Source organism: Psychrobacillus sp. NPDC096426, from assembly GCF_044762745.1.
Lineage (GTDB): Bacteria > Bacillota > Bacilli > Bacillales_A > Planococcaceae > Psychrobacillus.
The window spans coordinates 107,029-133,101 of record NZ_JBIWEX010000011.1 but is presented as its reverse complement, the minus strand read 5'-3'; the positions used below and the strand labels follow the sequence as shown (position 1 = coordinate 133,101).

Sequence of the window (26,073 nt, the reverse complement as noted above, 5' to 3'; positions counted from 1 at the left end):
GAGGAAAAACATGAAACACTTGCGACAAATTGTGACGAAAGCGGTAGTAGCTAAAGGGAAAAAAAGAACGGAATCTAGTGAGGTTCTTACTCCGCCAAATACTCCATCTAGTATATTAGGGTGCTGGGTTATCAATCATACTTGCCAATCGAAAAAACATGGTAGATTCGTTGAAGTAACGGGGAAATTTGACATAAACGTTTGGTATGCACATCATGATCATTCGAAAACGTCTGTTTTTACAGAAACCATCCATTATAAAGACCGCATTAAATTACATTATCGTGATAAAGATACAACCGGAACCGGTGAAGAAGTACATGTGCGTGTTATTCAACAGCCAAATTGTACAGAAGCAATTATTACTGAAAAGGGTTCTAAATTCCAAGTGACAGTAGAACGGGAGCTACTTGCAGAAGTAGTGGGAGAAACGACGATTTGCATCCAAGTACAAGATGAAGACGTTGAAGAAGAATGGGCATTCGAAAGTTCGTCTAGTTCATCAGGCTCTCATAGCTCGTCTAGTTCGTCTAGCGAAGCGGATCATTCTTCATCACTGTAACAAGCCGGTCAGTATTTCCGGCTTTTTTTTGTTCTAGGAATTAATAAAATATTTATGTTGTGTTTTTAGCTTTCATTAAACAACAGAAGGTAAACGCAATATACGAATAATGCGTCTTTAGTCAGTTACCGCAAGGATTTCCGCTGCAGGGTGGACGCTTTCCGCTGGGTGAGCGATGAGCCATCGCCGACGCTTCGCGTTCGCCTGCGATGGCTCATCTTTCTCACTCATTCGGCTGGAGTCGCCATCCTTCCGCTCCAATCCACGAAATTTGCCAGCTAATCAGCGTCACAGCTCTAATTTCAATCCTTATGTAGTAATGGAGATTAAATGCGCTGTAAACATGACATAGCCCATCATAAAAGTGACCAATTAACCGCTGAACAAGACTAAACCAATCCAACTGATGTTTTGATGTGCTTTATCTCTATACGAACTAGTATATAAATGTATAGGGATTCAGTAAATGGATATGAGCAATCAATCACTTATGGAAAGCAACTTAATCAGCACGATAGCAACCAAATCTTAAAAAAGTAAGTTCACTTGGAGTGAGAAGACGATGAATACGAGGTATTGTCCTAATAAATGGGTTTCCTAGTAAATGCTCCACTTATTTGGAGACAGCATATTCTAATTAGGTTTAATAAATATTGCGAAGTGAACCGGCTAAATTTGAGTTTCTGATATCAACAGACGCCAAATTAGCAAGAAATTCTTATTGATTGAAGCGGAAAGCGTACGCCCAGCAGCGGAAATTCAAGCGGTAACTGCTTACGACGCATTATTCCTATATTTGTGTGAACTTCCATTCACAATGGTAGTTTTTTCATTTGCTTTACGGTATTTAAAAGAGTTGTTGGGAGAAGTGTGCCGCTCGATTCATTGCACTTGGGGAGTTTTATTAACATAAGCGCTCTCTCCTTTGATTTGTTATAATAAAATAGAAAGTTTATAGAAGAGAGAGAAGGGCAATTCATGACAACACAAACTCCTATGATGCAACAATATATAAAAATAAAAGAAGCATTTTTAGATGCCTTTTTATTTTTTCGCTTAGGCGACTTTTACGAACTATTTAATGATGACGCGATAAAAGCAGCGGCTATTTTAGAAATTACGCTAACGAGTCGAAAAGATGGCATTCCAATGTGCGGTGTGCCTCATCATTCTGCACAAGGATATATTGAAACGCTTATTAGTAAAGGACATAAAGTAGCGATTTGTGAGCAAGTCGAAGATCCAAAACAGGCTAAAGGCGTTGTAAAAAGAGAAGTCGTCCGATTAATCACCCCAGGGACGATTATTGAAGGAAAAGGAATGCAACATAAAACGAATTATTTTATTGCGTCAGCGGATGTGATTTCGCCCAACGAAGTCGCTTTTTCTTATTTAGACGTCTCAACAGGTGACGGATTTACGACAATCCTGCATGGGGATGAAAAAGAAGTCGTACAAGAATTACTAGCAATTCAAGCAAAAGAATTGATCGTGAGTGAACAAATGTATGTATTGATCAACGATTTATCAGCGATCCATGACTTCACTCTATCGATCGAACAAGATGAATCGAATGATCAATCAATTGAAAAATACGTTCCCAATCACCCACTAGAAACACAACGAACAGTGAAACGATTATTGCAGTACATTCAAAAAACACAAATGCGCTCGCTATTACATATTCAACCTTTTACATTCCAGCGTAGAGACTCTTTTTTAGCAATTGACTACCACTCTAAAAGAAATTTAGAACTTATTTCTTCTATTCGAAATGCAGAGCAAAAAGGAACTTTATTATGGTTACTGGACGAGACGGTTACAGCAATGGGGGGACGAAAGTTAAAACAATGGATCCATCAACCACTTGCCAACAAACATGCAATTGAAGCCCGATTAGAAGTAGTCACAAGCTTTCTAGAAGATTTTATGTTACGCGAAGAAATAAAAGAAGCATTTAAAGAAGTATATGACTTGGAACGACTAGTAGGAAGAATCGGGTTTGGAAGTGCAGGAGGAAGGGATCTCGCACAACTAAGGCAGTCTTTGTCTAAAATTCCTTCTATTAAAGAGCAATTATTGCATGCAAATAATAAAGCATTAATCGATCTTGGACAGGCAATAGAGGATTGTCAAGATATTTGGACAAAGTTAGAAGACGCTATTCATGAAAATCCTCCTATATCTGTGAAAGATGGTGGAGTCCTTAAAGATGGCTATCACGACCGATTAGATCAATTGAGAGACGCTTCTGTGAATGGTAAAAGATGGATTGCTGAGCTGGAACAAAAAGAGCGAGAACTCACTGGCGCTAAAAACTTAAAAATAGGGTATAATCGCATATTTGGCTATTATATCGAGTTAACGAAATCGAATATTCATCTTGCGGATGAAGCACGATACGTACGCAAACAAACACTTGCAAATGCGGAACGCTATATTACAGATGAGTTAAAGGAAAAGGAATCGCTCATTCTTTCTGCGGAAGAGGAGAGCTTAGTACTAGAATATGATTTATTTACCCAATTAAGAGAAGAGATTAAAGCATACATTCCTCGGGTACAAAAGCTTGCCAAACAAATTAGTGAGCTAGACGTTTATATTTCCTTTGCACAAGTAGCTGAAAAGTACCGTCTAACGAAGCCGGAATTTCACGATACGAATGCGATGATTATAAAAGAAGGAAGACATCCGGTCGTAGAAAAAATGATGAACAATCAATTATATGTGCCAAATGATTGTCTATTAACCGAAGAGGAAAATATGTTACTGATCACTGGGCCTAATATGTCGGGTAAAAGTACGTTTATGCGACAAATTGCTATTACAGTTATTATGGCACAAATAGGTTGCTACGTGCCGGCGGAATCAGCAGAATTGCCAATCGTCGATAAAATATTTACACGTATTGGAGCTGCCGATGATTTAGCTGGTGGGCAAAGTACATTTATGATCGAAATGATGGAATCCCAACATGCCATTATGAATGCGACTAGTAAAAGTCTCCTCCTTTTTGATGAAATTGGGCGTGGGACATCTACGTACGACGGCATGAGCTTAGCACAAGCAATGATGGAATATATTCATAATCATATTGGCGCCAATACGCTATTTTCCACACACTATCATGAGCTAACCGATTTAGAAAAAACGTTAGCGAAACTTCGCAATGTTCATGTTGCAGCGACTGAAAAAGATGGGAAAGTCGTGTTTCTGCACAAATTAAAAAACGGTCCAGCCGATAAAAGCTATGGTATCCATGTAGCAGAATTAGCTCAATTACCAGAAGAAATACTCAAGCGTGCACGAGAAATACTGGATACATTCGAACAACAAGAAAAGAATGAGCTGCCGGAAACATCCGTTCAAGAACAACAGTTATCGTTCTTTGATGAACAACCACAACCGCCAAAACAAACGAATCTGTCTGAAGCACATCCCGCGGCAGATAAAGTAATGAAAAAGCTGAAAAAAATTAATATTTCCGGAACAACGCCACTAGCTGCATTACAAATACTATATGAACTACAAAATGAATTAGACTAAAAAGTAGGTGAAGAAAATGGGACAAATCATCGTAATGGAAGAGCTACTTTCCAATAAAATTGCTGCAGGGGAAGTAGTAGAACGTCCCGCTTCTGTCGTAAAAGAATTAGTAGAAAATGCAATCGATGCAGAAAGTACATCGATTGAAATCATATTAGAAGAAGCAGGGTTAGCGAAAATTCAAGTAACAGATAATGGAAAAGGGATGGACGAAGCTGATGCCGTGCAGTCCTTTTCGAGACATGCGACATCGAAAATCACGACGGAGCATGATTTGTTTCGTATCAGGTCGTTAGGTTTTCGAGGGGAAGCGCTTGCCAGTATAGCCTCTGTCTCCAAAATTAATTTATGGACATCAGATGGTGACAATGTCGGAACGAAGGTGGAACTGGAAGGTGGGCGAATTATTTCTTGTACACCAGCACCTATTCGTAGAGGAACAGATATCGCGGTTACGCAATTGTTTTTTAATACACCTGCTAGATTAAAATATTTGAAAACTATCCAAACAGAACTTGGTCATTCGATCGATTTGATCAACAGATTAGCACTTAGTTATCCGAACATAGCATTTAAGCTCATCCATAATGGACAAACGATTATTCAAACGAGTGGAAGAGGAGATTTACGGCAAGTGCTCGCTTCGATCTACGGTGTGACGAATGTGAAGAAAATGGTTCCATTCGAAAAGGAATCGTCCGATTTTCAAATTTCTGGATTTGCCACGATGCCCGAAATTACAAGAGCGTCTAAAAACTATATAACTATTTTAGTGAATGGTCGTTGGGTTAAGCATTATGGTTTAAATAACGCTATCGTAGATGCGTATCATACGCTCCTACCAATAGGAAGATATCCAATTGTTGTATTAAATATCGAAACAGACCCAATGCTTACGGATGTAAACGTCCATCCAGCTAAGCATCAAATAAGACTTAGTAAAGAAAAAGAACTAATGGAGCTTGTTCGTCAAACAATCCGTTCGGTTATTCACCGAGTACAACAACCACCAAAAATAATGGAAAAACCAGAAGTGAAAAAGCAACAGAGCGTGCAATTCGACTTCTTTAAACAAACATATGCGCCATCTGAACAACCGATTGTGCAGGAAACGGAAGAAATAATAGAGCAACCAACGATCATTCATGAAGCAACCATTCATGAAACGCTTGAACCGTTACAAGAAGAGCCAGTACCAGTCATTGAAGCATATGTAGAAGAAAAAGTGGAATCAAAACAGCCTTTTCCGGATTTACATGTAGTAGGACAAATCCATGGAACATATATTGTTGCGCAAAGCGATGATGGTTTTTATTTAATCGACCAACACGCAGCACAGGAACGGATCAAATATGAATTTTACAAAGAAAAAGTGGGAGAAGTAAACGCTAGTGAGCGGCAAGCGCTACTACTACCTCTTACGTTTCACTATTCGCTAGATGAAGCATACCGGATTAAAGAATCACTACAAGAACTGCAAGACGTGGGGATATTTTTAGAGGAGTTTGGTGCTTCCAGTTTTGTCATACGTGAGCATCCAACATGGTTTCCGAAAGGTCATGAAACAAAGATTATTGAAAGTTTAATCGAACAAGTATTAACAAATCGAAAAGTGGATATTAAAAAACTGCGAGAAGAAGCAGCTATTATGATGAGCTGTAAATTATCGATCAAAGCGAATCATTACTTAACGCTACATGATATGGAGCAACTGTTAGTAAGCTTGAAAAATGCGCAACATCCACTTACATGTCCGCACGGTCGACCTGTCATTGTGCATTTTTCGACGTATGAAGTGGAGAAGATGTTTAAACGAGTCATGTAGGAGGGGTCTAAATGGGGAAATTTATTTTATCGATTGATCAAGGTACTACGAGCTCGCGCGCAATATTGTTTGATAAACAAGGCAATATTGTGCACACTGCCCAAAAGGAATTTACACAATATTTTCCGAAATCTGGATGGGTGGAACATGATGCACAAGAAATTTGGGGCTCTGTTTTGTCGGTCATTGCAGCAGTTCTTACGGAAAGTGGCAACCAACCAGAAAATGTGCATGCAATTGGTATTACAAACCAGCGTGAAACAACGGTCGTTTGGAATAAGAAAACAGGCAGGCCAATCTATCATGCAATCGTTTGGCAATCAAGACAAACACAAAGCATTATTGATGAGTTGAAAAAAGAAAAGCTCGATGCATTTTTCAAGGAAAAAACAGGACTCATGCTAGATCCTTATTTTTCTGCTACGAAAGTAAAATGGATTTTAGATAATGTTGATGGAGCAAGAGACCAAGCAGAAGCAGGGGAACTTCTTTTTGGGACGATCGATACGTGGCTAATTTGGAAACTATCAAATGGAAGTAGCCATGTGACGGATTACTCGAATGCTTCTAGAACGATGCTATATAACATTTATGAACAAAAGTGGGACCAAGAAATTTGCGATAAGCTAAATATCCCGATGAATATGCTTCCAAACGTTGCATCTTCTTCAGAAATTTATACACAAACTGATCCTTCCGTATTTTTTGGGAAAGCAATTGATATTGCAGGAGCAGCAGGGGATCAACAAGCCGCATTATTTGGTCAATGCTGTTTTGATAAAGGAATGGCTAAAAACACCTATGGTACAGGTTGCTTCATGCTACTCAATACAGGAGAAGAAGCGGTTCAATCATCTTCAGGGCTACTGACAACGATAGCATGGGGATTAAATGGCAACGTGACGTATGCGTTAGAAGGTAGTGTATTTGTTGCCGGTTCAGCCATTCAATGGCTCAGGGATGGGCTTCGTATGGTGAAAAAAGCAGAGGACTCGGAAGATTATGCTAAAAGAGTGGAGTCGACAGAAGGGGTTTATATTGTTCCAGCTTTTGTAGGTCTTGGTACACCTTATTGGGATTCAGATGCAAGAGGTGCCATTTTCGGGTTATCTCGAGGAACGACAAAAGAGCATTTCATTCGTGCGACACTCGAATCGCTAGCATATCAAACGAAAGATGTACTTCATACAATGGAACAAGATTCCGGTGTGGGGGTAGAAGTACTCCGGGTGGACGGGGGTGCTGTAGGGAACGAATTTCTTATGCAATTTCAAAGTGACCTATTAGACCTACCTGTCGAACTAGCTAAGTTAAATGAAACAACTGCACTCGGCGCCGCCTTTTTAGCAGGGCTAGCCACTGGTTATTGGAAAGATGAGCGGGAACTTTCCGATATGCGTGAAAGTCAAAAACTATATGAACCAAAAATGGAACAGCCTATGCGCAACCAACTATATAAAGGGTGGAAAAAAGCAGTCGAAGCAACAAGAGTATTCAAACTTTCAGATGAAGAGGTGGAGTAAATGAGATCTTCTGTGGAACGAGAACAAATTTTGCACACATTAAATTTTTACGAATTCGATGTATTGGTCATTGGTGGAGGTATTACAGGAGCGGGTATCGCATTAGATGCAGTGACGCGTGGCATGTCTGTTGCATTAGTGGAGATGCAAGATTTCGCTGCTGGAACTTCCAGTAGATCGACGAAACTAGTGCACGGGGGACTTCGCTATTTAAAACAACTGGATGTGAAAGTAGTAGCGGAAGTCGGGAAAGAACGAGAAATTGTGTATGAAAACGCTGTTCATGTGACAGAACCAGAATGGATGCTACTTCCATTTCATAAAAAAGGAACATTTGGACCACTTAGCACTTCTGCTGGATTAAAAGTATATGATTTTCTCGCAGGCGTTAAAAAAGAAGAGCGGCGTCATATGTTAACGCCTGAACAAACGCTGGAAAAAGAACCGCTTATTAAAAGCAAAGATTTGCTAGGCGGGGGCTATTACGTTGAATATCGAACAGACGATGCGAGATTAACGATTGAAGTGATGAAAAAGGCAATCGAAAAAGGTGCCGTTTGTTTAAACTATGCTAAAGCAAAATCGTTTTTATATAATGAACAAAACAAAATCATTGGTGCAGAAGTTGTCGATGTAATAAAAAATAAACGTATTCATATCCATGCGAAAAAAATCGTTAATGCAACAGGTCCTTGGGTAGATACGGTTCGAGCACTAGATGCCATTGACAATAAGAAAAGGTTAAAGTTATCAAAAGGTGTCCATATTGTCATGGATCAATCTGTTTTTCCATTAAGGCAGGCTATTTATTTTGATGCACCGGATAAACGAATGATCTTTGCCATCCCGCGTGATGGCAAAACATATGTTGGCACAACCGACACATTTTTCGAGGGTAATATCGAACATCCTACGGCAACAGAAGAAGATGTGGACTATTTAGTAAATGCCATTCATCATATGTTTCCACTCGTGCATGTCTCTAAAAAACAGGTAGAATCGACTTGGGCTGGAGTCCGTCCCCTCATTTATGAAGACGGGAAAAATCCTTCCGAAATCTCTCGAAAAGATGAAATTTGGCAGTCGGAGGCTGGATTATTTACGATTGCTGGTGGAAAGTTAACAGGGTATCGTAAAATGGCGGAAACAATTGTGAATGCAATTTCCAAAGAGTTAGGTGATGAACAATATGGTCCTTGTGTCACGAAGCATGTACCCTTATCGGGTGGCGATATTGGAGGAGCAGACCAATTGGAAGCTTTCGTTGCGACAAAAGCACAAGTTGCCCCTTCCTACGGCTTAACCATAGCAGAAGGAAAAAGATTAGCGAAATTTTACGGAACCAATGTAGATCGAGTATTTCACTATGCCCATATATTATCAACCATGCCATCTAAATTGCCGTTAAGTATACTCGCACAAGTCTATTATGCAGTTCATGAAGAGATGGCCTATTCGCCTGCTGACTTCTTAGTGAGAAGAACGGGCATGCTATATTTTCAAATCGATCAATATAAAAAGTATAAAGAGGGTATAATAAACGTAATGGGTCAATTGTTGCAGTATAGCGAACAACAAATGAGTACGTTTGAAAAACAATTAGATACACTATTAACGGAAGCTACTACACATGAAAGCAGGGCTGCTCTCTGAAAACGATTCTAGAAGGTCAAATGTCTGATCATCACTTAATTCATATTGTCAAATATATGCCGGAACAACCCCCGATCGGGCATGTGCATCTTTTGCATGGGATGGCAGAGCATATAGAGCGTTACGATGAATTTGCACAATTTTTAGTGGGGAATGGCTTTATTGTGAGTGGTCATGATCATCGTGGTCACGGAAAAACAGCAGAAAAAAATGGACAACAAGGTTTTTTTGCAGAACAAGATGGTTTTGAACGAGTAACAGAAGATGTTCGGGAAGTATTAGTGCATGTGAGAGAAGATATCGGAGCGCTGCCACTTATATTATTTGGGCATAGTATGGGATCGTTCGTTGCAAGAAGATATATGCAAAAATATAGTGAATCCCTTGCCAAAGTAATCATTTGTGGCACAGCATTTAGCCCTGGTGTAATGGGGGATATTGGTACTATAATTGGGAAACTTGCTTCCAAACAGAAAACACCGCAATCGGAAAGTGCTTTACTTAACAAGCTTTCCTTTGGTGGATTCAATAAGCAATTTAAAGATGCCAAGACAGATTTCGATTGGTTAAGTTCAGATGCAAATGAAGTGAAAAAGTATATCGACGATCCGTATTGTGGTTTTATCCCTTCGAATCAGTTTTATATAGATCTCTTTGATGGTTTGAAAATAATCCATAAAGAACAAGAACTAACGAAAGTGAGAAAAGATTTACCTGTATTATTAATTAGTGGTTTAGAAGACCCGGTTGGTAAATCTGGAAAAGATATTTTTAAAGTTGCGAAAGGTTTGACGAATGTAGGAATGGAAAATGTGACAGTTCAACTAGTAGAAAACGCACGACATGAAATTTTAAACGAAGTGAGTAAGCAGGACACATATCAATTTATCATAAACTGGATGTTAAAAGATGACTGAGAAACCAATAGTACTAGCAATCGTAGGACCGACAGCAGTGGGAAAAACTGCTTTGAGTATTGAGCTTGCAAAATCATTTAAGGGAGAAATTATTAACGGAGATTCCATGCAAATCTACCGAGAACTTTCCATTGGAACGGCTAAAATTACAGAAGAGGAAATGGAAGGAGTTCCCCATCATTTATTAGATATAAAGGATCCGACAGATAGTTTTTCGGTGGCAGAATATCAAAAAATCGTGCGAGAGAAAATAGAAGAAATCGCATCGAGAGGGAAACTACCGATAATCGTTGGGGGAACGGGGCTCTATATCCAATCCGTTTTATATGATTTTCGCTTTACAGAGCAGCCTAAAATAGATGTAGATTTACAAAGAGAATTGGAAAAGCTATCACCAGATGAATTATTTAATCGATTACAAAAGCTAGATCCGGAAACGGCTACCGAAATTCATCCTAATAATGTTCAACGAATTATTCGCGCGATCGAACGAGTAGAGTTTAGCGGCAAGCAGAAAAAAGAAATTGAACAAAACCAAGGACACGAAAAAGTATATCCCCATTATATTATCGGGCTAACTACCAATCGCGAAATTCTGTATGACCGAATAAATAAACGGGTAGAATTGATGGTAGAAAAAGGCTTATTAGACGAAGTGGAAAAACTCCATGAACGTGGGATTCGTGGAGTTCAATCGATACAAGCAATCGGCTATAAAGAAATTTATGCTTACTTGGATGGAATCCTCACACTGGAAGAGGCACTGGATAATTTAAAGCAAAATTCTAGAAGGTATGCTAAACGCCAGTTAACATACTTCCGTAACAAAATGGACATCCATTGGTATGATCCTTTTGTAGATAGTGAAAAAATCATAAAAGAAATTACTGATTTCTTGCAGGATAATTAGGAATTAACGCGAATAGTAGATATGGAGAGTTCTAAATATGTAAAATGTACAATGGGGGAATTGAAATGAAACCTATGAATATTCAAGACAATTATTTGAATCAATTAAGAAAAAACAATATTTTTGTTACAGTATTTTTATTAAATGGCTTCCAACTAAAAGGGTTAGTGAAGTCTTATGATAATTTTACCGTTCTTTTTGAGTCAGATGGAAAACAACAGTTAATATACAAACATGCTATTTCAACATTTGCTCCTTCTAAGCCTATAACACTTAATGAAGAATAAGTCGGGGAAATTGACAGACTAGCAGGTTCCTATTATGATTTTATAGGAATAGATATGGAAGGACAGAGTAAAATATGAATGTAATTTCAACAGAAGAACTTTTACAAAAAATAGATGCTGGAGAAACAGTTAGCGTCATTGACGTACGTGAAAGCGAAGAAGTAGCAACTGGTATTATTCCAGGTGCAAAACATATCGCACTAGGTCAAATAGAAACAAGCATGGATCAAATCGACAAGTCAGTTCCACATTATATCGTTTGTAAAGCTGGCGCTCGCAGTGCAATGGCTTGCGAAATTCTAGAGGAAAATGGCTTTACTGTAACGAACGTTGCAGGAGGCATGCTAGATTGGGAAGGCGAGCTACAATTTTAACTTTATTCAGCAGAAGTTCAAACCCCTGCTGAATAACAAGGAACTCTGGCTAAGATCGCCGCGTCCTGCGGCAACGCCTGAGTGACCAACATCCTGTTGGCCCAAAGCCTTCGGTGGATGTCACAGATTTTGAACCCGGCAGACCGGGTTCAAAATCTGGACGCAATTACGCCAAGGCGGAATTGATGTTATAAGACTAATTTCATTCGTTGAGATTAGTCTTTTCTATTTGTCATTAAAAGGAGCGAAACAGATGAATTTTACTACAACATTATCAGAAGAAGTTTTAGACTTAGCAAATAGAGCGGAAGCGAAAATAGCTAGTTATCATCAAGAAGTAGAAAAAATAGCATTCTTCAATCAACAAAAAGTAATCCACGCATTTAAAACGCATCATGTAAGTGATCATCACTTTAACCCATCCACTGGTTATGGCTATGACGATGAGGGACGTGATACGTTAGAAAAAGTGTATGCCACAACATTTGGAGCAGAAGCTTCACTCGTTCGTCCGCAAATTATTTCCGGGACGCATGCGATTTCGATTAGTTTATTCGGCGTTCTTAGACCAAATGATGAGCTTTTATACATAACTGGAAAGCCGTACGATACACTCCAATCGATCGTAAGTGGTGGAGAAGAAGATACAGGCTCACTTGTCGACTTTGGCATTTCGTATCAGCATGTTGACCTTCTTGAGTCTGGTGCGATAGATTGGAAAACGGTAGAAAAAACGGTCAAAGCAAATACAAAAGTAATTGCAATTCAACGTTCTAAAGGGTATGCGGTGCGCCCCTCTTTTACTGTGGAACAAATAAAGGAAATGGTCGATAAGATAAGAGCGATCAAGGAAGATGCTATTATTTTCGTGGATAATTGTTACGGTGAGTTTGTGGAAGAGTTAGAACCAACCAATGTCGGGGTAGATTTAATGGCGGGCTCGCTGATCAAAAACCCTGGGGGCGGTATAGCGAAAACAGGTGGATATATTGCGGGAAAAAGCGCTCTTGTAACTAAGTGCGCGTACCGAATGACTTCCCCGGGTATTGGAGCAGAAGCCGGTGCTTCTTTAAATACGTTAATGGACATGTACCAAGGATTTTTCTTGGCACCTCATATTGTTTCACAAGCGGTAAAAGGAGCGATTTTTACTTCTGCGGTTTTAGAAGAAGTGGGAATGACGACGGAACCACATTATACACAAAAGAGAACGGATCTTATTCAATCGGTATCGTTTCAAACGGCTGAACAAATGATTCAGTTTTGCAAAGCAATTCAAATGCATTCGCCAGTAAACGCACAATTTGCTCCCGAACCTGCTTATATGCCAGGTTATGAAGATGATGTCATTATGGCGGCGGGGACGTTTATCCAAGGTTCTAGTATGGAGTTAACGGCAGATGGACCAATTCGACCTCCTTACACGGCCTTTATCCAAGGTGGGTTGACGTATGAGCATGTAAAATATGCCATTTTAGGAGCGGTGCAGTCTTTAAAATAATCAAATTTCAAGCCACTTTTCGTAAAGAAAGTGGCTTTTTATTTTATTTAAAATATCATGTAAGTTTTTCTGACATCGAATTGACATGTTAGCTAACATGACATATACTATTTTATATCATACGAGGAGGTGCAGCGATGGAAAAGGAGTGGAGACGCTCTATGCCACTGTTATCCATGAATATCGTTATGCAATTAACCGGCTTAACGGCGAGACAAATTCGATATTATGAAGAGCATGAACTTATTCAGCCTGCACGAACGGAAGGAAAACAACGCATGTTCTCACTTGATGATATCGATGTTTTATTGGAAATCAAAGATATGCTCGCAACTGGCGTGAATATTGCAGGTATTAAACAAGTTTTCGAAATGAAAAACAATTCAACAATACAAAACGAAGTTCAACAAGTTATAACGGATGCACAATTACGTGCAATCTTCAGAGAAGAAATGGAAATTGCGCAAAGACACCAACGCGCGCCATTAGGGCAAGGGATTGCTCTCGCTTTTAACGATAAAGCGAGGTTCAAATATAAAAATCAATAGGAGAGTGAAATAATGAGCAAGTATACAAAAGAAGACATAAAAAAATTCGTACAAGAAAATGAGGTGAATTTTATTCGTCTTCAGTTTACTGACATTCTTGGTACGATTAAAAACGTTGAAATTCCTGTAAGTCAGCTCGATAAAGCTCTCGACAATAAAATGATGTTTGATGGATCTTCTATTGAAGGATTCGTTCGCATTGAAGAATCGGATATGTACTTAGTACCAGATTTAAATTCATGGGTAGTGTTTCCTTGGATTACAGGTAAAGGCAAAGTAGCTAGATTAATCTGTGACGTGAATAAAGCAGATGGAACACCTTTTGCAGGTGATCCGCGCAGTAACTTAAAACGAGTTCTTAAAGAGATGGAAGAACTAGGATTTACAAGTTTTAACTTAGGACCTGAACCTGAATTTTTCTTATTTAAACTAGATGCACAAGGTGAACCAACACTTGAACTAAATGACCATGGAGGTTATTTTGACTTAGCACCAGTAGATTTAGGAGAAAACTGCCGTCGTGATATCGTACTTGAGTTAGAGGAAATGGGTTTTGAAGTAGAAGCATCTCACCATGAAGAAGCTCCTGGACAACACGAAATCGACTTTAAATATGCGGATGCATTAACTGCGTGTGATAACATCCAAACATTCAAGCTAGTAGTTAAAACAATTGCTCGTAAACATGGTTTGCATGCAACGTTTATGCCAAAACCACTTTTTGGGGTAGCTGGATCTGGAATGCACTTTAACGTTTCTTTATTTAACGGTGATGAAAATGCATTTTTTGATGAATCTGCTGAAAATAAAATGAGTGAAACGTCTATGCAGTTTATGGCTGGTGTGTTAAAGCATGTTCAAAGTTTCACAGCAATTACAAATCCTACAGTAAACTCATATAAACGATTAGTGCCTGGTTATGAGGCTCCTTGTTACGTTGCTTGGTCAGGTCAAAACAGAAGTCCGCTAATTCGTATTCCTTCTTCAAGAGGGTTAAGTACGCGAATTGAAGTTCGTTCTGTAGATCCAGCAGCCAACCCATATCTTGCAATGGCTGTAATTCTTCAAGCAGGACTCGATGGTATAAAAAACAAACTAACACCACCACCAGCAGTTGATCGCAACATCTATGTAATGACAGAAGAAGAAAGAAATGAAAATGGTATCTACAACTTGCCATCATCACTTCATTCAGCATTACAAGAGCTTGGAAAGAGTGAAGTAATCCGCGGAGCACTTGGTGAGCATATTTATGCAAACTTCGTCGAAGCGAAAGAGATTGAATGGGATATGTTCCGTACGACTGTACATCCGTGGGAGAGAGAACAATATTTGAAGATGTATTAATGTTGTAGCAACACTGATTATTAGATTTATTGATGGGGTGCGAGTGATTCTTCAAAATCATTCACACCCCATTTGCACCCCAAAAAATTCCTTTCAAGAAATTTATCTTAGGAATCCCTTTAGAAAACATCGTTCAGTCGAGAGTGACTTGTGGGCACTTTTTTTGTATTTAATTTACTTCTAGATATTGATTAAGGCTTTAGAAGACTTATAAATTATCAAGGATAATAATGTTGTAAAACACCTCTTAACCGGCTACAACTACCCTTAGGAACAGTGTGGATTTTAGAGTTGCACGGATATTTGAACGGACAATAAACACTTGTTTATCTATGGTTGGTGTGTGTCCTTTTCGATGTAACGAGCAAGCCACAAGTAACATTAAGTAGGAATATGGAGAGACGTTTTAGTAATAAAAGTATCTTGAAGTCCTTATGTACCAGCGTTTGTTAAAAGTGTGCTTCTCTGATGGTTCCATTGTTAGCACTAGAAGAACATCTAGTGATTAGAAGTATAATAGAACCCTATAGAATTCTTAAGGTAGATTTACAAAAGGATTGAGTTGGGTAAAATACTAAACTCAATCCTTCGTAACTATATAAAGTGTTTAATTGGTTAGATAACTTCCATTCCCTTTTTTAACTCTTTATTCTAGGATAGAACTCCGCTGGAATTTCTCCAAAATGTCTTCGATGATATAACATAGGATTAAGTTCTTTATTCACTTGAATATTTTGAACTTTACCAATTAAAATTGTATGATCCCCAGCTTCAATTTCTTCAAATGTTTCACATTCTAATACTGCAAAAGCTCCTTCTATTAAGGGTAGTTCTAATGATGAATATGACCAATTACAGCTAGCAAACCGATCAACATTTTTACTAGCAAAGGTTTTACATAATTCTGATTGGATCCCGCTCAAAATATGAATTGCAAATTTACGACTATTTTTAAATGCCTCAATACTAGATACTCTATGATCAATTGACCATAGGACGAGCAATGGGTCTAAGGAAACGGAAGCAAATGAATTAACTGTCAAACCCAGGGGGTTATTATTTTCATCAGTTGTTGTGACAATTGTTACTCCAGTGGGATAATTTCCAAGTGCTTCTTTGAATAATTCTTGTTTATCTAAAATTCCATTCATGAGGTTCTCCTCCTTTAATTATTACTAATTTAAATATAGTTATACAGATTAAACGCTTTTGAACTAAACAAAATTTTAAATTAAATGTGTGTTAGGTTCTTGTTCTGTTAAAATTCTTCCAAATAACTCAAGACCTGTTGTTGGTACAATTAAGCCATGTTGTGGAGGCGTTTTAGAATCTTTCATAATTTTAGAAAGTAGGTTTGACTCTGAAATCGCACTTCCACCGGCAAGCGAAAAAATTAGATCTACTGCTTCGCAGTTCAATCTATTAGCGTAACTACAGTCCACGCGGGCTTGTACACGACCATTAAAGTCCATATATTCTCCAGACGCTGCCCATTTATCAATTTCATCTGCGCAACGATATGCTAATAGACTAGCTGTTTCCATTTTCATTACTGCCTCTGCTAATTGTAGATGCGTAATTGCTGCTTCTGCCTGCTTGTTATGGAATGTATATTGAATTCTTCTGTTCGGTAGTTTTTCTAAGAAAATCTCTTTTGCTGCTGCACTTAACCCGATTCCCGGAGCTAGTAGAACTAGTGCAGCTACTGGAACGAAAGCTGATTTATACAATGCTTGATCTTGTAAATGTACTGATGGGTATTCCCCAACAACAGCTTTCGATATAGATGTTGTCCATTTTTCCGGAACAAATAAATTTTTTACTGTGAGGCTATTACTTCCTGTCCCTCGCATGCTCATCGTATGCCAGTCGTCTAAGATATTTACATCCTTACGAGGAATTAGTGCAGCACCGAGACCTTCAACTTCCCCATTTTCATTGACCTGCGGGAAACCTAAAAAGAAGTAATCTGAATGATTGGAACCAGAAGCAAAGCCCCACATCCCTTCTTTAATAAGATATCCACCCTCAACTTTCTCTACATCACATTTTCTTGGTTCGAATACACCACAAACGTTGGCAATTGCATCATCTTTAAAAACTACATCATGAACTTCTTCTGTGAAATTTACAGAAACAACCCATTTTGCAACGTTTATTAAAGCTACTACCCAGGCAGTTGAACCACATCCCTTGCCAATCTGTGAAACAATATCAAGATATTGTCGGAAATTTAGTTGATAACCTCCATACTTTTCGGGCGTAAGTAGTTTCAAAAGACCAGCTTCGGTTAATTCAGTTATAGTAGACTGAGGAATACTTCTTAGACTTTCTACTTCATTGATTCGTTCTCGAAGATTTGGTATCATTGCCTCAGCTTTGCCTAATAAATCTTCAAAGGTTGTGGATTCAATTACCATTTGTTTGTTTACCATAAAAATCCTCCTTTAATAAAATGCTATAATCATTTAATAAGAGGTTACAGTATCGATAATTTACTGATATTTCCGATAACTGCAAGCGCTTACTAGTGATGTTACATTAAAACAATCAATTGGTGAAATGCACATTTGTTATATCTGTAATAACTAAAAATTTTAAAAGGATGATAGATATGGATATAATACAAATTAGATATTTCGTAGAAGTAGCAAATGAATTAAACTTTACTAGCGCTTCCAAAAAATTATTTGTAAGCCAAGCGGCTGTGAGTAAAAAAATTGCATCTTTAGAAGATGAATTAGGTGTCGTTTTATTAGAAAGGAATAAAAGAACTGTAAAATTAACATCTGTTGGTGAAACCTTTTATAAAGACGCTGTAGAAATAATAAATAAAATGGAAGAAATGACGAAGAAGATTCAAAACATTAGATCAAGCTATAATAAAACTTTGAGACTAGGCTATTTAGGACCAGCAGAATATAGATTTTTACCTAGTTTGTTACAAATATTTAATGAAAAACACCCAGATATTAATTTGTTTTCTAAACAATATTATCAAGGACCATTAATTAATTCTTTAATTAATGGTCATTTAGATGTTATCTTTTCGCTTTCTATGGTAATTGAAAAATACCCTAACCTTGCGTTCCAAAAAATTTACAGTGATTTTTTTGTGATCTATTGCCATAAAAATCATAGAATAAGTTCAAATAGTTTTGTAAATCTATCAGAACTTAAGAATGAAAGTTTTATAATTTTATCTAAGGAGAGTGCTTCATATGCCCATAACAGCATTATCAAATTATGTAATGAAAGCGGTATAGATTCTGCTACAATAAGTGAGTCGGATAATTTTGAACATTTATTAATGATGGTTAAATCGAATAAAGGGATTTCTATCTTGCCCAATTCATTATTTAATTACTTTAATCATGATAATCAAATTATTACATTGCCTATTAAAGTTGACTCAGTAATAAATGATTTATTAAACTTCGATGTTGGAGTCTCATGGGAAAAAAACCATAAAAATCCTGCAATAGAGTTACTTATAAACGAATTAATGAAGATTACAATAAAAAGTTATGATGTTTACAATTTTTAAAATTAAGTATTAGATATTATTTATTATGCAGGAGGAGGGAAGGGAAGATGCTAAATTTAAACGAACAATTAGTTCATTTATTAGGAAGACAAATTATTCAGGGGAAAATATTACCGGGAACTCTACTTCCAAAAGTAGAAGTAATGAGTGAGCAATACGCCGTTAGTAGAACTGTTGTACGAGAAGCTCTAAAAGGATTATCCTCACGTAAACTAGTTATATCTATTCCCAAAAAAGGAACAGTAGTCTGCTCTAGGAATGAGTGGCAATGGTGGGATCCAGAAGTACTTAGTTGGGCTTGTGAGGGTACTCCTGATTATAACTTTTTACAACAATTAACCGAAATGCGTCTTGCTATTGAACCAACTTCTTCAGAACTTGCAGCAAAAAATGCAACTCAGGAAGATATAAAGAATATTACTACCTCTTTTCAAAAACTTGAAATTTCAGCAGCAAACAGAAGTGAAAGTGAATGGGCTATAGCGGATTACAACTTTCATCAAAGTATAATGGCTGCCTCTCATAATGAGTTGCTTATAAATCTAGGGAATTTACTAAGAAATGCACTTCTTCAGAGTCGACAGGAAACCATCAAAGGTTATATTAATGATGAGAAAGATTTGTTTATATCAAAAGAGCAAGCATTAATTCTACATAAAAATGTCTATTTAGCTATTTGTAAACGCAACAGTATAGAAGCACGTCAAACTATGTATGATTTAATATTGAATATTAACAAGATTCTAGAAAAGGGTAAAGAAAAATTTGAAAAGGAAATTAAGATGAACTAATAGCGAAATAAAAAACAAAAACAACTAATATAGGCCGCTTTACGACTGAATTCCTTGTCGTGATGCAGCTTTTTTTAGATTCTACAGGTTTTTCAAGAACAAATCGGTCAATGCAGTAGATTAACCCAAAAATATAGAGGGAATCTTCATTGAATTAAAACTACGTACTTCATTCACAGTAAAAAGCAAGTTAGATAAGTTAGATTTTTCTGAAATTAGTTTGACCTTTTTAAAGTAATATAATATTATTTATTTATAGTAATAATTATTCTGAAAGGAAGTGAGAAATAATCTTATGTAAAAGGATTTTCTATTAATATGGTAAGGGGGATTTATATGATTGAACATATTGCTATATTAAAATTTGAAGAATCGACATCGAAAGATCAAAAAGAATTAATCATTCATAAACTGAAGAACTTGCGTGGGCAAATTTCGAATATCATTGATTTTCAGGTTGGATTTAATTTTTCAGACAGAAGTCAAGGCTTTGAAATAGGTGTTACTGCGAGATTTGAAGATAGAAAATATTTAGACGAATTTATATTGCATCCAGCTCATCAGGAAGTAGTGACTTATTCAAAAAAGGTTGGACTTATTGAAACTCTCACAGTAGATTTTTTAATTTAAGATAATAGTTGCATTATTTTGTAAGCGTTGCCAATTAACTTATTATTAAGATAAATAAATTCTTAGGGGGAATAATAGTGAATAAGGAAATTTATGATGTTGTACAAATTGGATATGGACCTGTAGGACAAACAATGGCTGCATTACTTGGGAAAACAGGACAAAGTGTTGCAGTTTTCGAACGTTGGCCATCAACATTTAGTCTTCCAAGAGCTGCTACATTTGACCATGAGATTATGCGTGTTTTACAAAGTATTGGCTGTTCCGATAAAATTGAGGAAAAAATTGTTCCGTTTATTAATTATCATTGGGTGAATGCAAAAAGAGATATTTTACTAAAGGTTCCATATGGAGGAACAGCAACATCTGGATGGGAAAACGGGTATCTTATGTTCCAGCCTGAGATTGAAAAGGCACTTGATGAAGCTGCACGATCCTATTCTAATGTGGAGATAAATCTAGGATGGCAGGCTGAAGAGTTAAAAGAACATGAGGATTATGTAGAAGTCACTTTTAGAAAGGGCGAAATACCTGAACCTGGTAAATGGTTGCCAACAAATGAGACTAGGACGGTACGGGCACTTTATGTGATTGGTGCTGATGGGGCTAACAGTTTTACAAGAAATAAACTTGAAATAAAAACAAAGGATTTAGGGTTTGAAGCTGAATTTCTTGTTCTCGATATTCGTCCTAATAACCCACAGCATTTATATCACCTACCAGAAGGATATCAAATTTGTGATCCAGCCAGACCAACTACTGTAGTAAGTCGCTTGGGTACTGAGCATATTCGATTTGAATTTATGTTATTACCTGGTGAGAAAAAAGAGGATATGTTAGATACAGAAAAAATTTATGAACTGTTAAAGGAATGGATTTTACCTGAAGAAGGAACGATTATTCGGAAAACAGTCTATCGATTTAACTCAAATCTCGCTGAAAACTGGTATAATAACCGCATTTTCCTTATTGGGGATGCTGCACATTTAACGCCTCCTTTTATGGGACAAGGCATGTGCTCAGGTATTCGCGACGCAAAAAATCTAGCATGGAAATTAGATCTTGTACTTCGTAACAAAGCGGAAGAATCTCTTTTTGAGACGTATCAAGTAGAGCGTTATGATCATTGTAAGCAGCTTATACAGATGGCAATTGACCTTGGTAAAATTATCTGCATTCCAGATGAAAAAGAAGCAGAAAAACGTGATCAAGCATTCTTTTCAGGAAGTATTCCTCCATTCCCAGAAATGCCGATTTTAACAAACGGAATACTACACAAAAATCAAAATGGAGACATAATATCTCCAACTGGCGAGTTATCCCTACAAGATTTTGTGAGTTATCAAGGTGAAACAGGACGGTTTGACGACATCATTGGGCAAGGTTGGACAATTATTACTACAAAAGAAGATCCTCGAAATGTACTAACAAATAATCAGATTTTTTTACTTGAACAAATTGGCGCTAAAATTGTTCAAATAAGTAACGAAGAAAATAAGGATACTGTGTATGATTTGAATGGCAAGTACACTAAGTATTTTAATGAAAAAGGTTTGGAAGCAGTAATTGTTCGTCCGGATTTTTATAATTTTGCTGGAGTACCAACTATGGAAGAACTCCCGGGAATAGTTGAGGACTTATTATCACAACTACACTTAAAATTATCTGAAACAATAATAGGATAAAATGCAAATTAGATATATATCACGTTGGAATTTTCTTGAAATAAATATAAGAATTTTTAGAATAGTTTATCAATATAGTTGATTTATGATAATTTTATGTATAGTATGTATATTAATAAATAATATTTAATTATTTATTAATCAAAGAAATTATTTAAGATGTAGACTTACAATTGAGAGGAGAAATAAATATGGGTATTCAAATCGTTCACTTTTTACACCAGAGTAATAAAAAATGGGGAGTAGTCAAAGGTGACTCAGTACTAACTATTGAAAAAGACTTTGAAACATTATCATCTCTATTAGAAGAAGGAATCGATAATATTAAAAGTTTGGTAGATCATCAAAAGGGACATTTATCATTGGATGAAATAGAATTTCTTAGTCCCGTTACACAACCGGCACGAATCGTTTGCCAAGGTGCAAACTATGGAAGCCATAGAGCAGAGAGTGGCTTGGAGGCTAAGAGACCCCCTTTTAATATGATTTTCACAAAAGCGGATAGTTCTTTAAGTGGTGCAAAAGATCCGATTATTTGCCCGGAACATGTAAAATTATTAGATTATGAAATTGAATTAGGTCTAGTAATTGGAAAAGAAATTTCAGAATCACAAGTAATTACGGAGGAAAATCTTCATGAATATGTTGCAGGGATTGTTATAGCAAATGATGTATCTGCAAGAGATGTGCAATTGTCTCAGTCCCAATGGTACAAAGGAAAAAGTTACCGAACATTTTGTCCAGTTGGTCCATACCTCTATTTACTAGAAAAAGAAGATATCCCATTAATCAATGATTTAGAATTAAAATTATGGGTTAATGATGAATTGAGACAATCAACGAATACAAAAGATATTATTTTTAAACCAGATGAAACATTAACGGAGCTTTCAGAGATAATGAATTTCTCGCCGGGGGATTTACTCCTTACAGGTACAACTGGGGGAGTTGCACTAAGATTATCAGCGGAAGTAACAACTGAGTTGATGAACCCGGTTGTGTCGGGAGAACAGAAAATGAAGCTTATATTGAGTAGCCAGTCTGAGAGTAATTTATATTTAAAAGAAAATGATATTGTTCATTGTGAAATAAAAAGTGCTGATGGAAGAATTAATCTTGGTTCTCTAGAAAACAAAGTTGTCCATGCGATTCCTGTTAATGCCTAATTAGTAGGTGTCACTATTTATTAAATAAAATAAAAAAAAGTCACTATTCTTATAGAAAAAGTAAGGAAATAATTTCAAACAAGAATAGTGACCTATTAAATGAAAATTTAGTTTATAGTATAGTTGCGTTATTCTGATTATTTGCAATAATGGACATTAGAAAAGGAGGATTTTTAACATGGTGAATGTTTTTAAACTGGGTTATGCAGAATTTTGTACAAAAGATATAAAAGCGCTTACAAATTATTATACAGAAGTTATGGGTTTTACTCTGATTGAAGAAGAAGATAATGGTAAATCCTATATTTCCAGTGGGCTTGATCATCATAATATTGTATTAACACCTTCTGATAGTAGTCATCTGAGCAAAATCGGATGGCAGGTTGGCGGAGAACTATCTCTAAAAGAAGTGGGGCAACAATTAAAAGAGCACGGCATTATTTCTGAATTGAAAACAGATTCAGAACCAGGTATTTCACAATTATTGGAGCTTCAGGAGCCTGGTGGGACAATATTGAATCTTTATAAAGAGATTGAAACACCCTCACCAGGATATAAAGAATCTGGAATTGTGCCAAATAAACTTGGCCATATTGCAATCGGAGTAAAAGATGCTAAAAAAACCGTTGACTTTTACAAGCAAGTGTTAGGATTTTGGGAAACAGATAAAATTGGGGATATTGCAACTTTCTTAACCTGTAACTCAGATCATCATACGTTAAATATTCTTCAATCTAAACGCCCAATCATGCATCATATTGCATTTGAACTAAGAAGTTTTGAACACCAAAAAGTCAGCTCTGATAAGCTTGCAAAACATAAGATTCCAGTGTTATGGGGGCCGTCCCGTCACACTGCTGGCCATAATATCGCATCATACCACCATGATCCAGATCAACATTACATTGAACTATTTTCCGATTTAGATGTGTATATACCTGAACTGGATTATATGGATCCACGTCCATGGCATGAAAGTTTACCTCAAAAACCAAAAGTGTGGGAAGAGTTGAGTTATTGGGGTACAAACTTCGAGCAAGATTTAGTTGAAATTGTTATGAAAGAAGAAGAACTAACAATCAGATGAGTAGAATAGAATACATATTTCTACTTCTTTGAGATATGAAGTTAATAAAGTATGAGTATATAAAAGTAATATGTAAGAAATAAAGGGACATTAGAGTCATAGATAACTGGCTTTTTCGCTCCCTTCTTTTTTTTACTTTTAATAGGGGTAAAAATAAATATTTTATTAGGGAGAATATTCATGGAAAATAAAAGTGTACTTTTAAGTATAGAAAATAATGTTGGAATTGTTACATTAAATCGCCCGGATAAAGGTAATGCATTAGATTTACAAATGGCAAAGGAATTGATGGAGGTCTCTATTACTTGTTCCGAAAGTGACGAAATAAGAGCGGTAGTTATTACGGGGGCAGGAAATAAGTTTTTTGTGGGTGGAGATTTAAAGAGTTTTGCCGATGCAGGTGATGAAATTAGCTCACATCTGAAAAGTGTGACATCTTATTTACATCAAGCAATTTCAAACTTTGTAAGAATGAATAAACCGTTTATTGGAGCTATTAATGGAGTAGCAGCTGGTGCAGGAATGAGTCTAGCATGCGCTTGCGATCTTGCTTATGCATCTGAAAATTCGAAGTTTGTAATGGCTTATAATAAAATTGGCTTAACACCAGATGGATCAGGAAGTTACTTTTTACCCCGTTTAGTCGGGATGAAACGTGCACTTGAGCTAATGTATACTAATAGACTATTAGATGCCAAAGAGGCAAGTGATTGGGGAATTATAAATCATGTGGTTTCTGAAGATGAGTTAATGTCAACTGTACTTGAATTAGCTACTTCTCTAGCACATGGACCAATGAATGCATTTGGAGCAACCAAAAAGTTATTTTATCATTCCTTACAAGAAACGCTAGAGTCCCAAATGAGTATGGAGTCTTTACTACTTGCTGAGAGAGCAAATAGCACAGAGGGTAAAGAGGGAATTTCCGCTTTTCTAGAAAAACGCGAAGCTAACTATTTTAAATAATGTTAAAAGGTTTCTTTGTTATTATTGCAAAGAATTTGTACTTTCAGCCGGTGGAGTCCAACTAACGGATGAGCTCTATGCTCCGTTGTAAAATAACGTCCCCACTAGCGATGGATAGCTTCTATATAAAAACAAAAAAGAAATAAAATCCAATTGAGAATTACGGTGTAAATCTTGATAATGACAAATATGTCGGTTTAACTGGCAAACTAGGAGGAATAAAAATGACAAAGAAATCTAAAAGAATAATTAGTGCTGCTATTACAGGGTCTATCCATATACCAACAATGTCCGAGTATCTACCGATAACACCTGATGAAATCGCCCAAAATGCAATTGATGCTGCTAATGCTGGTGCTGCTAGTGTGCATATCCATGCAAGAAATCCTGAAACTGGTCAACCATCATCCGACTTAAACTTATATCAAAAAATTATTGATAAAATTAGAGCCGTAAATAAGGATGTCATCATCTGTATCACAACTGGTGGCGGATTGGGAATGACAATTGAACAAAGAGGTGCTGTAATTCCTGAATTTAAACCAGAACTTGCTTCTATGAATTGTGGATCGATTAACTGGGGTTTATTCCCTTTAGGTGAGCGTTATAAAGAATTTAAATTTGATTGGGAAAGAGAATACCTTGAAAATACGAAAGGGCAAGTTTTCACCAACAATTTCGAAGATATCGAGGGTATGTTGAAAATTTTCAGGGACAATGGCACAAAACCTGAATTGGAATGCTATGATGTAGGTCACATATACAATGCCAAATTTATGCAACAAAATGGATGGCTTGAAGGGAAACCGTTCCTCCAATTTGTCATGGGCATTAATGGTGCGATTGCTGCTAATGAATACGAACTAATGAATATGAAACAAACAGCTGACCGTCTATTCGGTGAAAATGGCTATGAATGGTCCGCCTTCGGTGCAGGAAGACAAGAATTCCCAATCTGTACACAAAACTTGTTTTTAGGTGGACATGTGCGTGTAGGTATGGAAGATAACTTATACTTGAGTAAAGGTGTCAAAGCAAAAAACAATGCTGAATTAGTAGAAAAAATGGTGCGTATTATGAAAGAATTTGACTACGAACCAATGACACCTTCTGAAGCAAGAGAAACATTAGGACTTAAACAATCAGTATTTACCAGATAAAAATGTAATTCACCTTAGAAGTTTTGGGTTCCTATTAATATTATTTGT

The 26,073-nt window shown here is 36.8% G+C and carries 22 protein-coding genes; 20 read left to right on the top strand and 2 right to left on the bottom strand.

Annotation, left to right across the window (positions count from 1 at the left end; genetic code table 11):
• The first annotated feature begins 10 nt into the window (after positions 1-10).
• The 12 genes from cotE (at position 11) to glnA (ending at position 14,993) form a co-directional block, all read left to right on the top strand.
• On the top strand, positions 11-562 hold the full coding sequence (gene cotE, locus ACIQYS_RS11475; RefSeq protein ID WP_402979413.1) for an outer spore coat protein CotE: 552 nt from the start codon (positions 11-13) through the stop codon (positions 560-562).
• A gap of 978 nt (positions 563-1,540) precedes the next feature.
• Positions 1,541-4,108 (top strand): DNA mismatch repair protein MutS, encoded by a 2,568-nt coding sequence (gene mutS, locus ACIQYS_RS11470; protein WP_402979410.1) that lies wholly within the window; start codon positions 1,541-1,543, stop codon positions 4,106-4,108.
• Positions 4,109-4,124: 16 nt separating this feature from the next.
• Positions 4,125-5,933, top strand: a complete 1,809-nt coding sequence (gene mutL / locus ACIQYS_RS11465) for a DNA mismatch repair endonuclease MutL (protein WP_402979407.1) — start codon at positions 4,125-4,127, stop codon at positions 5,931-5,933.
• An 11-nt stretch (positions 5,934-5,944) separates the two neighbouring features.
• The gene (glpK, locus tag ACIQYS_RS11460; protein ID WP_402979404.1) at positions 5,945-7,456 is read left to right on the top strand and encodes a glycerol kinase GlpK; all 1,512 of its coding nucleotides are present in this window, start codon (positions 5,945-5,947) and stop codon (positions 7,454-7,456) included.
• On the top strand, positions 7,457-9,109 hold the full coding sequence (locus ACIQYS_RS11455) for a glycerol-3-phosphate dehydrogenase/oxidase (protein WP_402979401.1): 1,653 nt from the start codon (positions 7,457-7,459) through the stop codon (positions 9,107-9,109).
• A 20-nt stretch (positions 9,110-9,129) separates the two neighbouring features.
• Positions 9,130-10,026 carry an alpha/beta hydrolase gene (locus ACIQYS_RS11450; protein WP_402979398.1) on the top strand — a complete coding sequence of 299 codons (897 nt, stop codon included), beginning with the start codon at positions 9,130-9,132 and terminating at the stop codon, positions 10,024-10,026.
• Positions 10,019-10,936, top strand: a complete 918-nt coding sequence (gene miaA / locus ACIQYS_RS11445; RefSeq protein WP_402979395.1) for a tRNA (adenosine(37)-N6)-dimethylallyltransferase MiaA — start codon at positions 10,019-10,021, stop codon at positions 10,934-10,936. Before ACIQYS_RS11450 ends, miaA begins: the two co-directional genes overlap by 8 nt.
• Before the next feature lie 65 nt (positions 10,937-11,001).
• A complete protein-coding gene (hfq, locus tag ACIQYS_RS11440; protein ID WP_402979392.1) occupies positions 11,002-11,223 on the top strand; it encodes an RNA chaperone Hfq in 222 nt (73 codons plus the stop codon).
• A 74-nt stretch (positions 11,224-11,297) separates the two neighbouring features.
• Entirely contained in the window at positions 11,298-11,597 is a 300-nt protein-coding gene (locus ACIQYS_RS11435) for a rhodanese-like domain-containing protein (protein ID WP_402979389.1), read from the top strand.
• Between the two features lie 253 nt (positions 11,598-11,850).
• Positions 11,851-13,098: a methionine gamma-lyase family protein gene (locus ACIQYS_RS11430; protein WP_402979386.1), complete on the top strand. Its 1,248-nt coding sequence runs from the start codon at positions 11,851-11,853 to the stop codon at positions 13,096-13,098.
• Positions 13,099-13,235: 137 nt separating this feature from the next.
• A complete protein-coding gene (locus ACIQYS_RS11425; RefSeq protein ID WP_402979383.1) occupies positions 13,236-13,646 on the top strand; it encodes a MerR family transcriptional regulator in 411 nt (136 codons plus the stop codon).
• A gap of 12 nt (positions 13,647-13,658) precedes the next feature.
• Positions 13,659-14,993, top strand: coding sequence for a type I glutamate--ammonia ligase (gene glnA / locus ACIQYS_RS11420; RefSeq protein ID WP_402979380.1), 1,335 nt, complete (start codon positions 13,659-13,661; stop codon positions 14,991-14,993).
• 638 nt (positions 14,994-15,631) lie between these two features.
• On the opposite strand, the gene ACIQYS_RS11415 is transcribed toward glnA, so the two are convergent.
• Positions 15,632-16,144 carry a flavin reductase family protein gene (locus ACIQYS_RS11415; protein ID WP_402979377.1) on the bottom strand — a complete coding sequence of 171 codons (513 nt, stop codon included), beginning with the start codon at positions 16,142-16,144 and terminating at the stop codon, positions 15,632-15,634.
• Positions 16,145-16,219: 75 nt separating this feature from the next.
• The gene (locus ACIQYS_RS11410) at positions 16,220-17,428 is read right to left on the bottom strand and encodes an acyl-CoA dehydrogenase family protein (RefSeq protein WP_402979374.1); all 1,209 of its coding nucleotides are present in this window, start codon (positions 17,426-17,428) and stop codon (positions 16,220-16,222) included.
• Positions 17,429-17,607: 179 nt separating this feature from the next.
• Between ACIQYS_RS11410 and ACIQYS_RS11405 the strand changes: the two genes are divergently transcribed.
• From ACIQYS_RS11405 to ACIQYS_RS11370, 8 genes are all read left to right on the top strand, one after another.
• Entirely contained in the window at positions 17,608-18,540 is a 933-nt protein-coding gene (locus tag ACIQYS_RS11405) for a LysR family transcriptional regulator (RefSeq protein WP_402979371.1), read from the top strand.
• A gap of 47 nt (positions 18,541-18,587) precedes the next feature.
• Complete coding sequence (locus tag ACIQYS_RS11400) at positions 18,588-19,331, top strand: FadR/GntR family transcriptional regulator (RefSeq protein ID WP_402979368.1); 744 nt, start codon at positions 18,588-18,590, stop codon at positions 19,329-19,331.
• 336 nt (positions 19,332-19,667) lie between these two features.
• A complete protein-coding gene (locus ACIQYS_RS11395; protein ID WP_402979365.1) occupies positions 19,668-19,961 on the top strand; it encodes a Dabb family protein in 294 nt (97 codons plus the stop codon).
• A gap of 77 nt (positions 19,962-20,038) precedes the next feature.
• A complete protein-coding gene (gene mhpA, locus ACIQYS_RS11390; protein WP_402979362.1) occupies positions 20,039-21,646 on the top strand; it encodes a bifunctional 3-(3-hydroxy-phenyl)propionate/3-hydroxycinnamic acid hydroxylase MhpA in 1,608 nt (535 codons plus the stop codon).
• A 191-nt stretch (positions 21,647-21,837) separates the two neighbouring features.
• Positions 21,838-22,812 (top strand): fumarylacetoacetate hydrolase family protein, encoded by a 975-nt coding sequence (locus ACIQYS_RS11385; protein ID WP_402979358.1) that lies wholly within the window; start codon positions 21,838-21,840, stop codon positions 22,810-22,812.
• 178 nt (positions 22,813-22,990) lie between these two features.
• Positions 22,991-23,899, top strand: a complete 909-nt coding sequence (locus tag ACIQYS_RS11380) for a VOC family protein (RefSeq protein ID WP_402979353.1) — start codon at positions 22,991-22,993, stop codon at positions 23,897-23,899.
• 180 nt (positions 23,900-24,079) lie between these two features.
• Entirely contained in the window at positions 24,080-24,865 is a 786-nt protein-coding gene (locus ACIQYS_RS11375; protein WP_402979347.1) for an enoyl-CoA hydratase/isomerase family protein, read from the top strand.
• Positions 24,866-25,089: 224 nt separating this feature from the next.
• Positions 25,090-26,025, top strand: a complete 936-nt coding sequence (locus tag ACIQYS_RS11370) for a beta-keto acid cleavage family enzyme (protein ID WP_402979342.1) — start codon at positions 25,090-25,092, stop codon at positions 26,023-26,025.
• Positions 26,026-26,073: the final 48 nt, after the last annotated feature.

What these genes read in the sequence shown, in the direction of transcription:
- ACIQYS_RS11375 (WP_402979347.1), top strand. Translation starts at nt 24,080, where the DNA reads ATGGAAAATAAAAGTGTACTTTTAAGTATAGAAAATAATGTTGGAATT.
- miaA (WP_402979395.1), top strand. Translation starts at nt 10,019, where the DNA reads ATGACTGAGAAACCAATAGTACTAGCAATCGTAGGACCGACAGCAGTG.
- hfq (WP_402979392.1), top strand. Translation starts at nt 11,002, where the DNA reads ATGAAACCTATGAATATTCAAGACAATTATTTGAATCAATTAAGAAAA.
- glnA (WP_402979380.1), top strand. Translation starts at nt 13,659, where the DNA reads ATGAGCAAGTATACAAAAGAAGACATAAAAAAATTCGTACAAGAAAAT.
- mutL (WP_402979407.1), top strand. Translation starts at nt 4,125, where the DNA reads ATGGGACAAATCATCGTAATGGAAGAGCTACTTTCCAATAAAATTGCT.
- cotE (WP_402979413.1), top strand. Translation starts at nt 11, where the DNA reads ATGAAACACTTGCGACAAATTGTGACGAAAGCGGTAGTAGCTAAAGGG.
- ACIQYS_RS11435 (WP_402979389.1), top strand. Translation starts at nt 11,298, where the DNA reads ATGAATGTAATTTCAACAGAAGAACTTTTACAAAAAATAGATGCTGGA.
- mutS (WP_402979410.1), top strand. Translation starts at nt 1,541, where the DNA reads ATGACAACACAAACTCCTATGATGCAACAATATATAAAAATAAAAGAA.
- ACIQYS_RS11415 (WP_402979377.1), bottom strand. Translation starts at nt 16,144, where the DNA reads ATGAATGGAATTTTAGATAAACAAGAATTATTCAAAGAAGCACTTGGA.
- ACIQYS_RS11410 (WP_402979374.1), bottom strand. Translation starts at nt 17,428, where the DNA reads ATGGTAAACAAACAAATGGTAATTGAATCCACAACCTTTGAAGATTTA.
- ACIQYS_RS11370 (WP_402979342.1), top strand. Translation starts at nt 25,090, where the DNA reads ATGACAAAGAAATCTAAAAGAATAATTAGTGCTGCTATTACAGGGTCT.
- ACIQYS_RS11385 (WP_402979358.1), top strand. Translation starts at nt 21,838, where the DNA reads ATGGGTATTCAAATCGTTCACTTTTTACACCAGAGTAATAAAAAATGG.
- ACIQYS_RS11395 (WP_402979365.1), top strand. Translation starts at nt 19,668, where the DNA reads ATGATTGAACATATTGCTATATTAAAATTTGAAGAATCGACATCGAAA.
- ACIQYS_RS11380 (WP_402979353.1), top strand. Translation starts at nt 22,991, where the DNA reads ATGGTGAATGTTTTTAAACTGGGTTATGCAGAATTTTGTACAAAAGAT.
- ACIQYS_RS11405 (WP_402979371.1), top strand. Translation starts at nt 17,608, where the DNA reads ATGGATATAATACAAATTAGATATTTCGTAGAAGTAGCAAATGAATTA.
- ACIQYS_RS11430 (WP_402979386.1), top strand. Translation starts at nt 11,851, where the DNA reads ATGAATTTTACTACAACATTATCAGAAGAAGTTTTAGACTTAGCAAAT.
- ACIQYS_RS11400 (WP_402979368.1), top strand. Translation starts at nt 18,588, where the DNA reads ATGCTAAATTTAAACGAACAATTAGTTCATTTATTAGGAAGACAAATT.
- ACIQYS_RS11425 (WP_402979383.1), top strand. Translation starts at nt 13,236, where the DNA reads ATGGAAAAGGAGTGGAGACGCTCTATGCCACTGTTATCCATGAATATC.
- ACIQYS_RS11455 (WP_402979401.1), top strand. Translation starts at nt 7,457, where the DNA reads ATGAGATCTTCTGTGGAACGAGAACAAATTTTGCACACATTAAATTTT.
- glpK (WP_402979404.1), top strand. Translation starts at nt 5,945, where the DNA reads ATGGGGAAATTTATTTTATCGATTGATCAAGGTACTACGAGCTCGCGC.
- ACIQYS_RS11450 (WP_402979398.1), top strand. Translation starts at nt 9,130, where the DNA reads ATGTCTGATCATCACTTAATTCATATTGTCAAATATATGCCGGAACAA.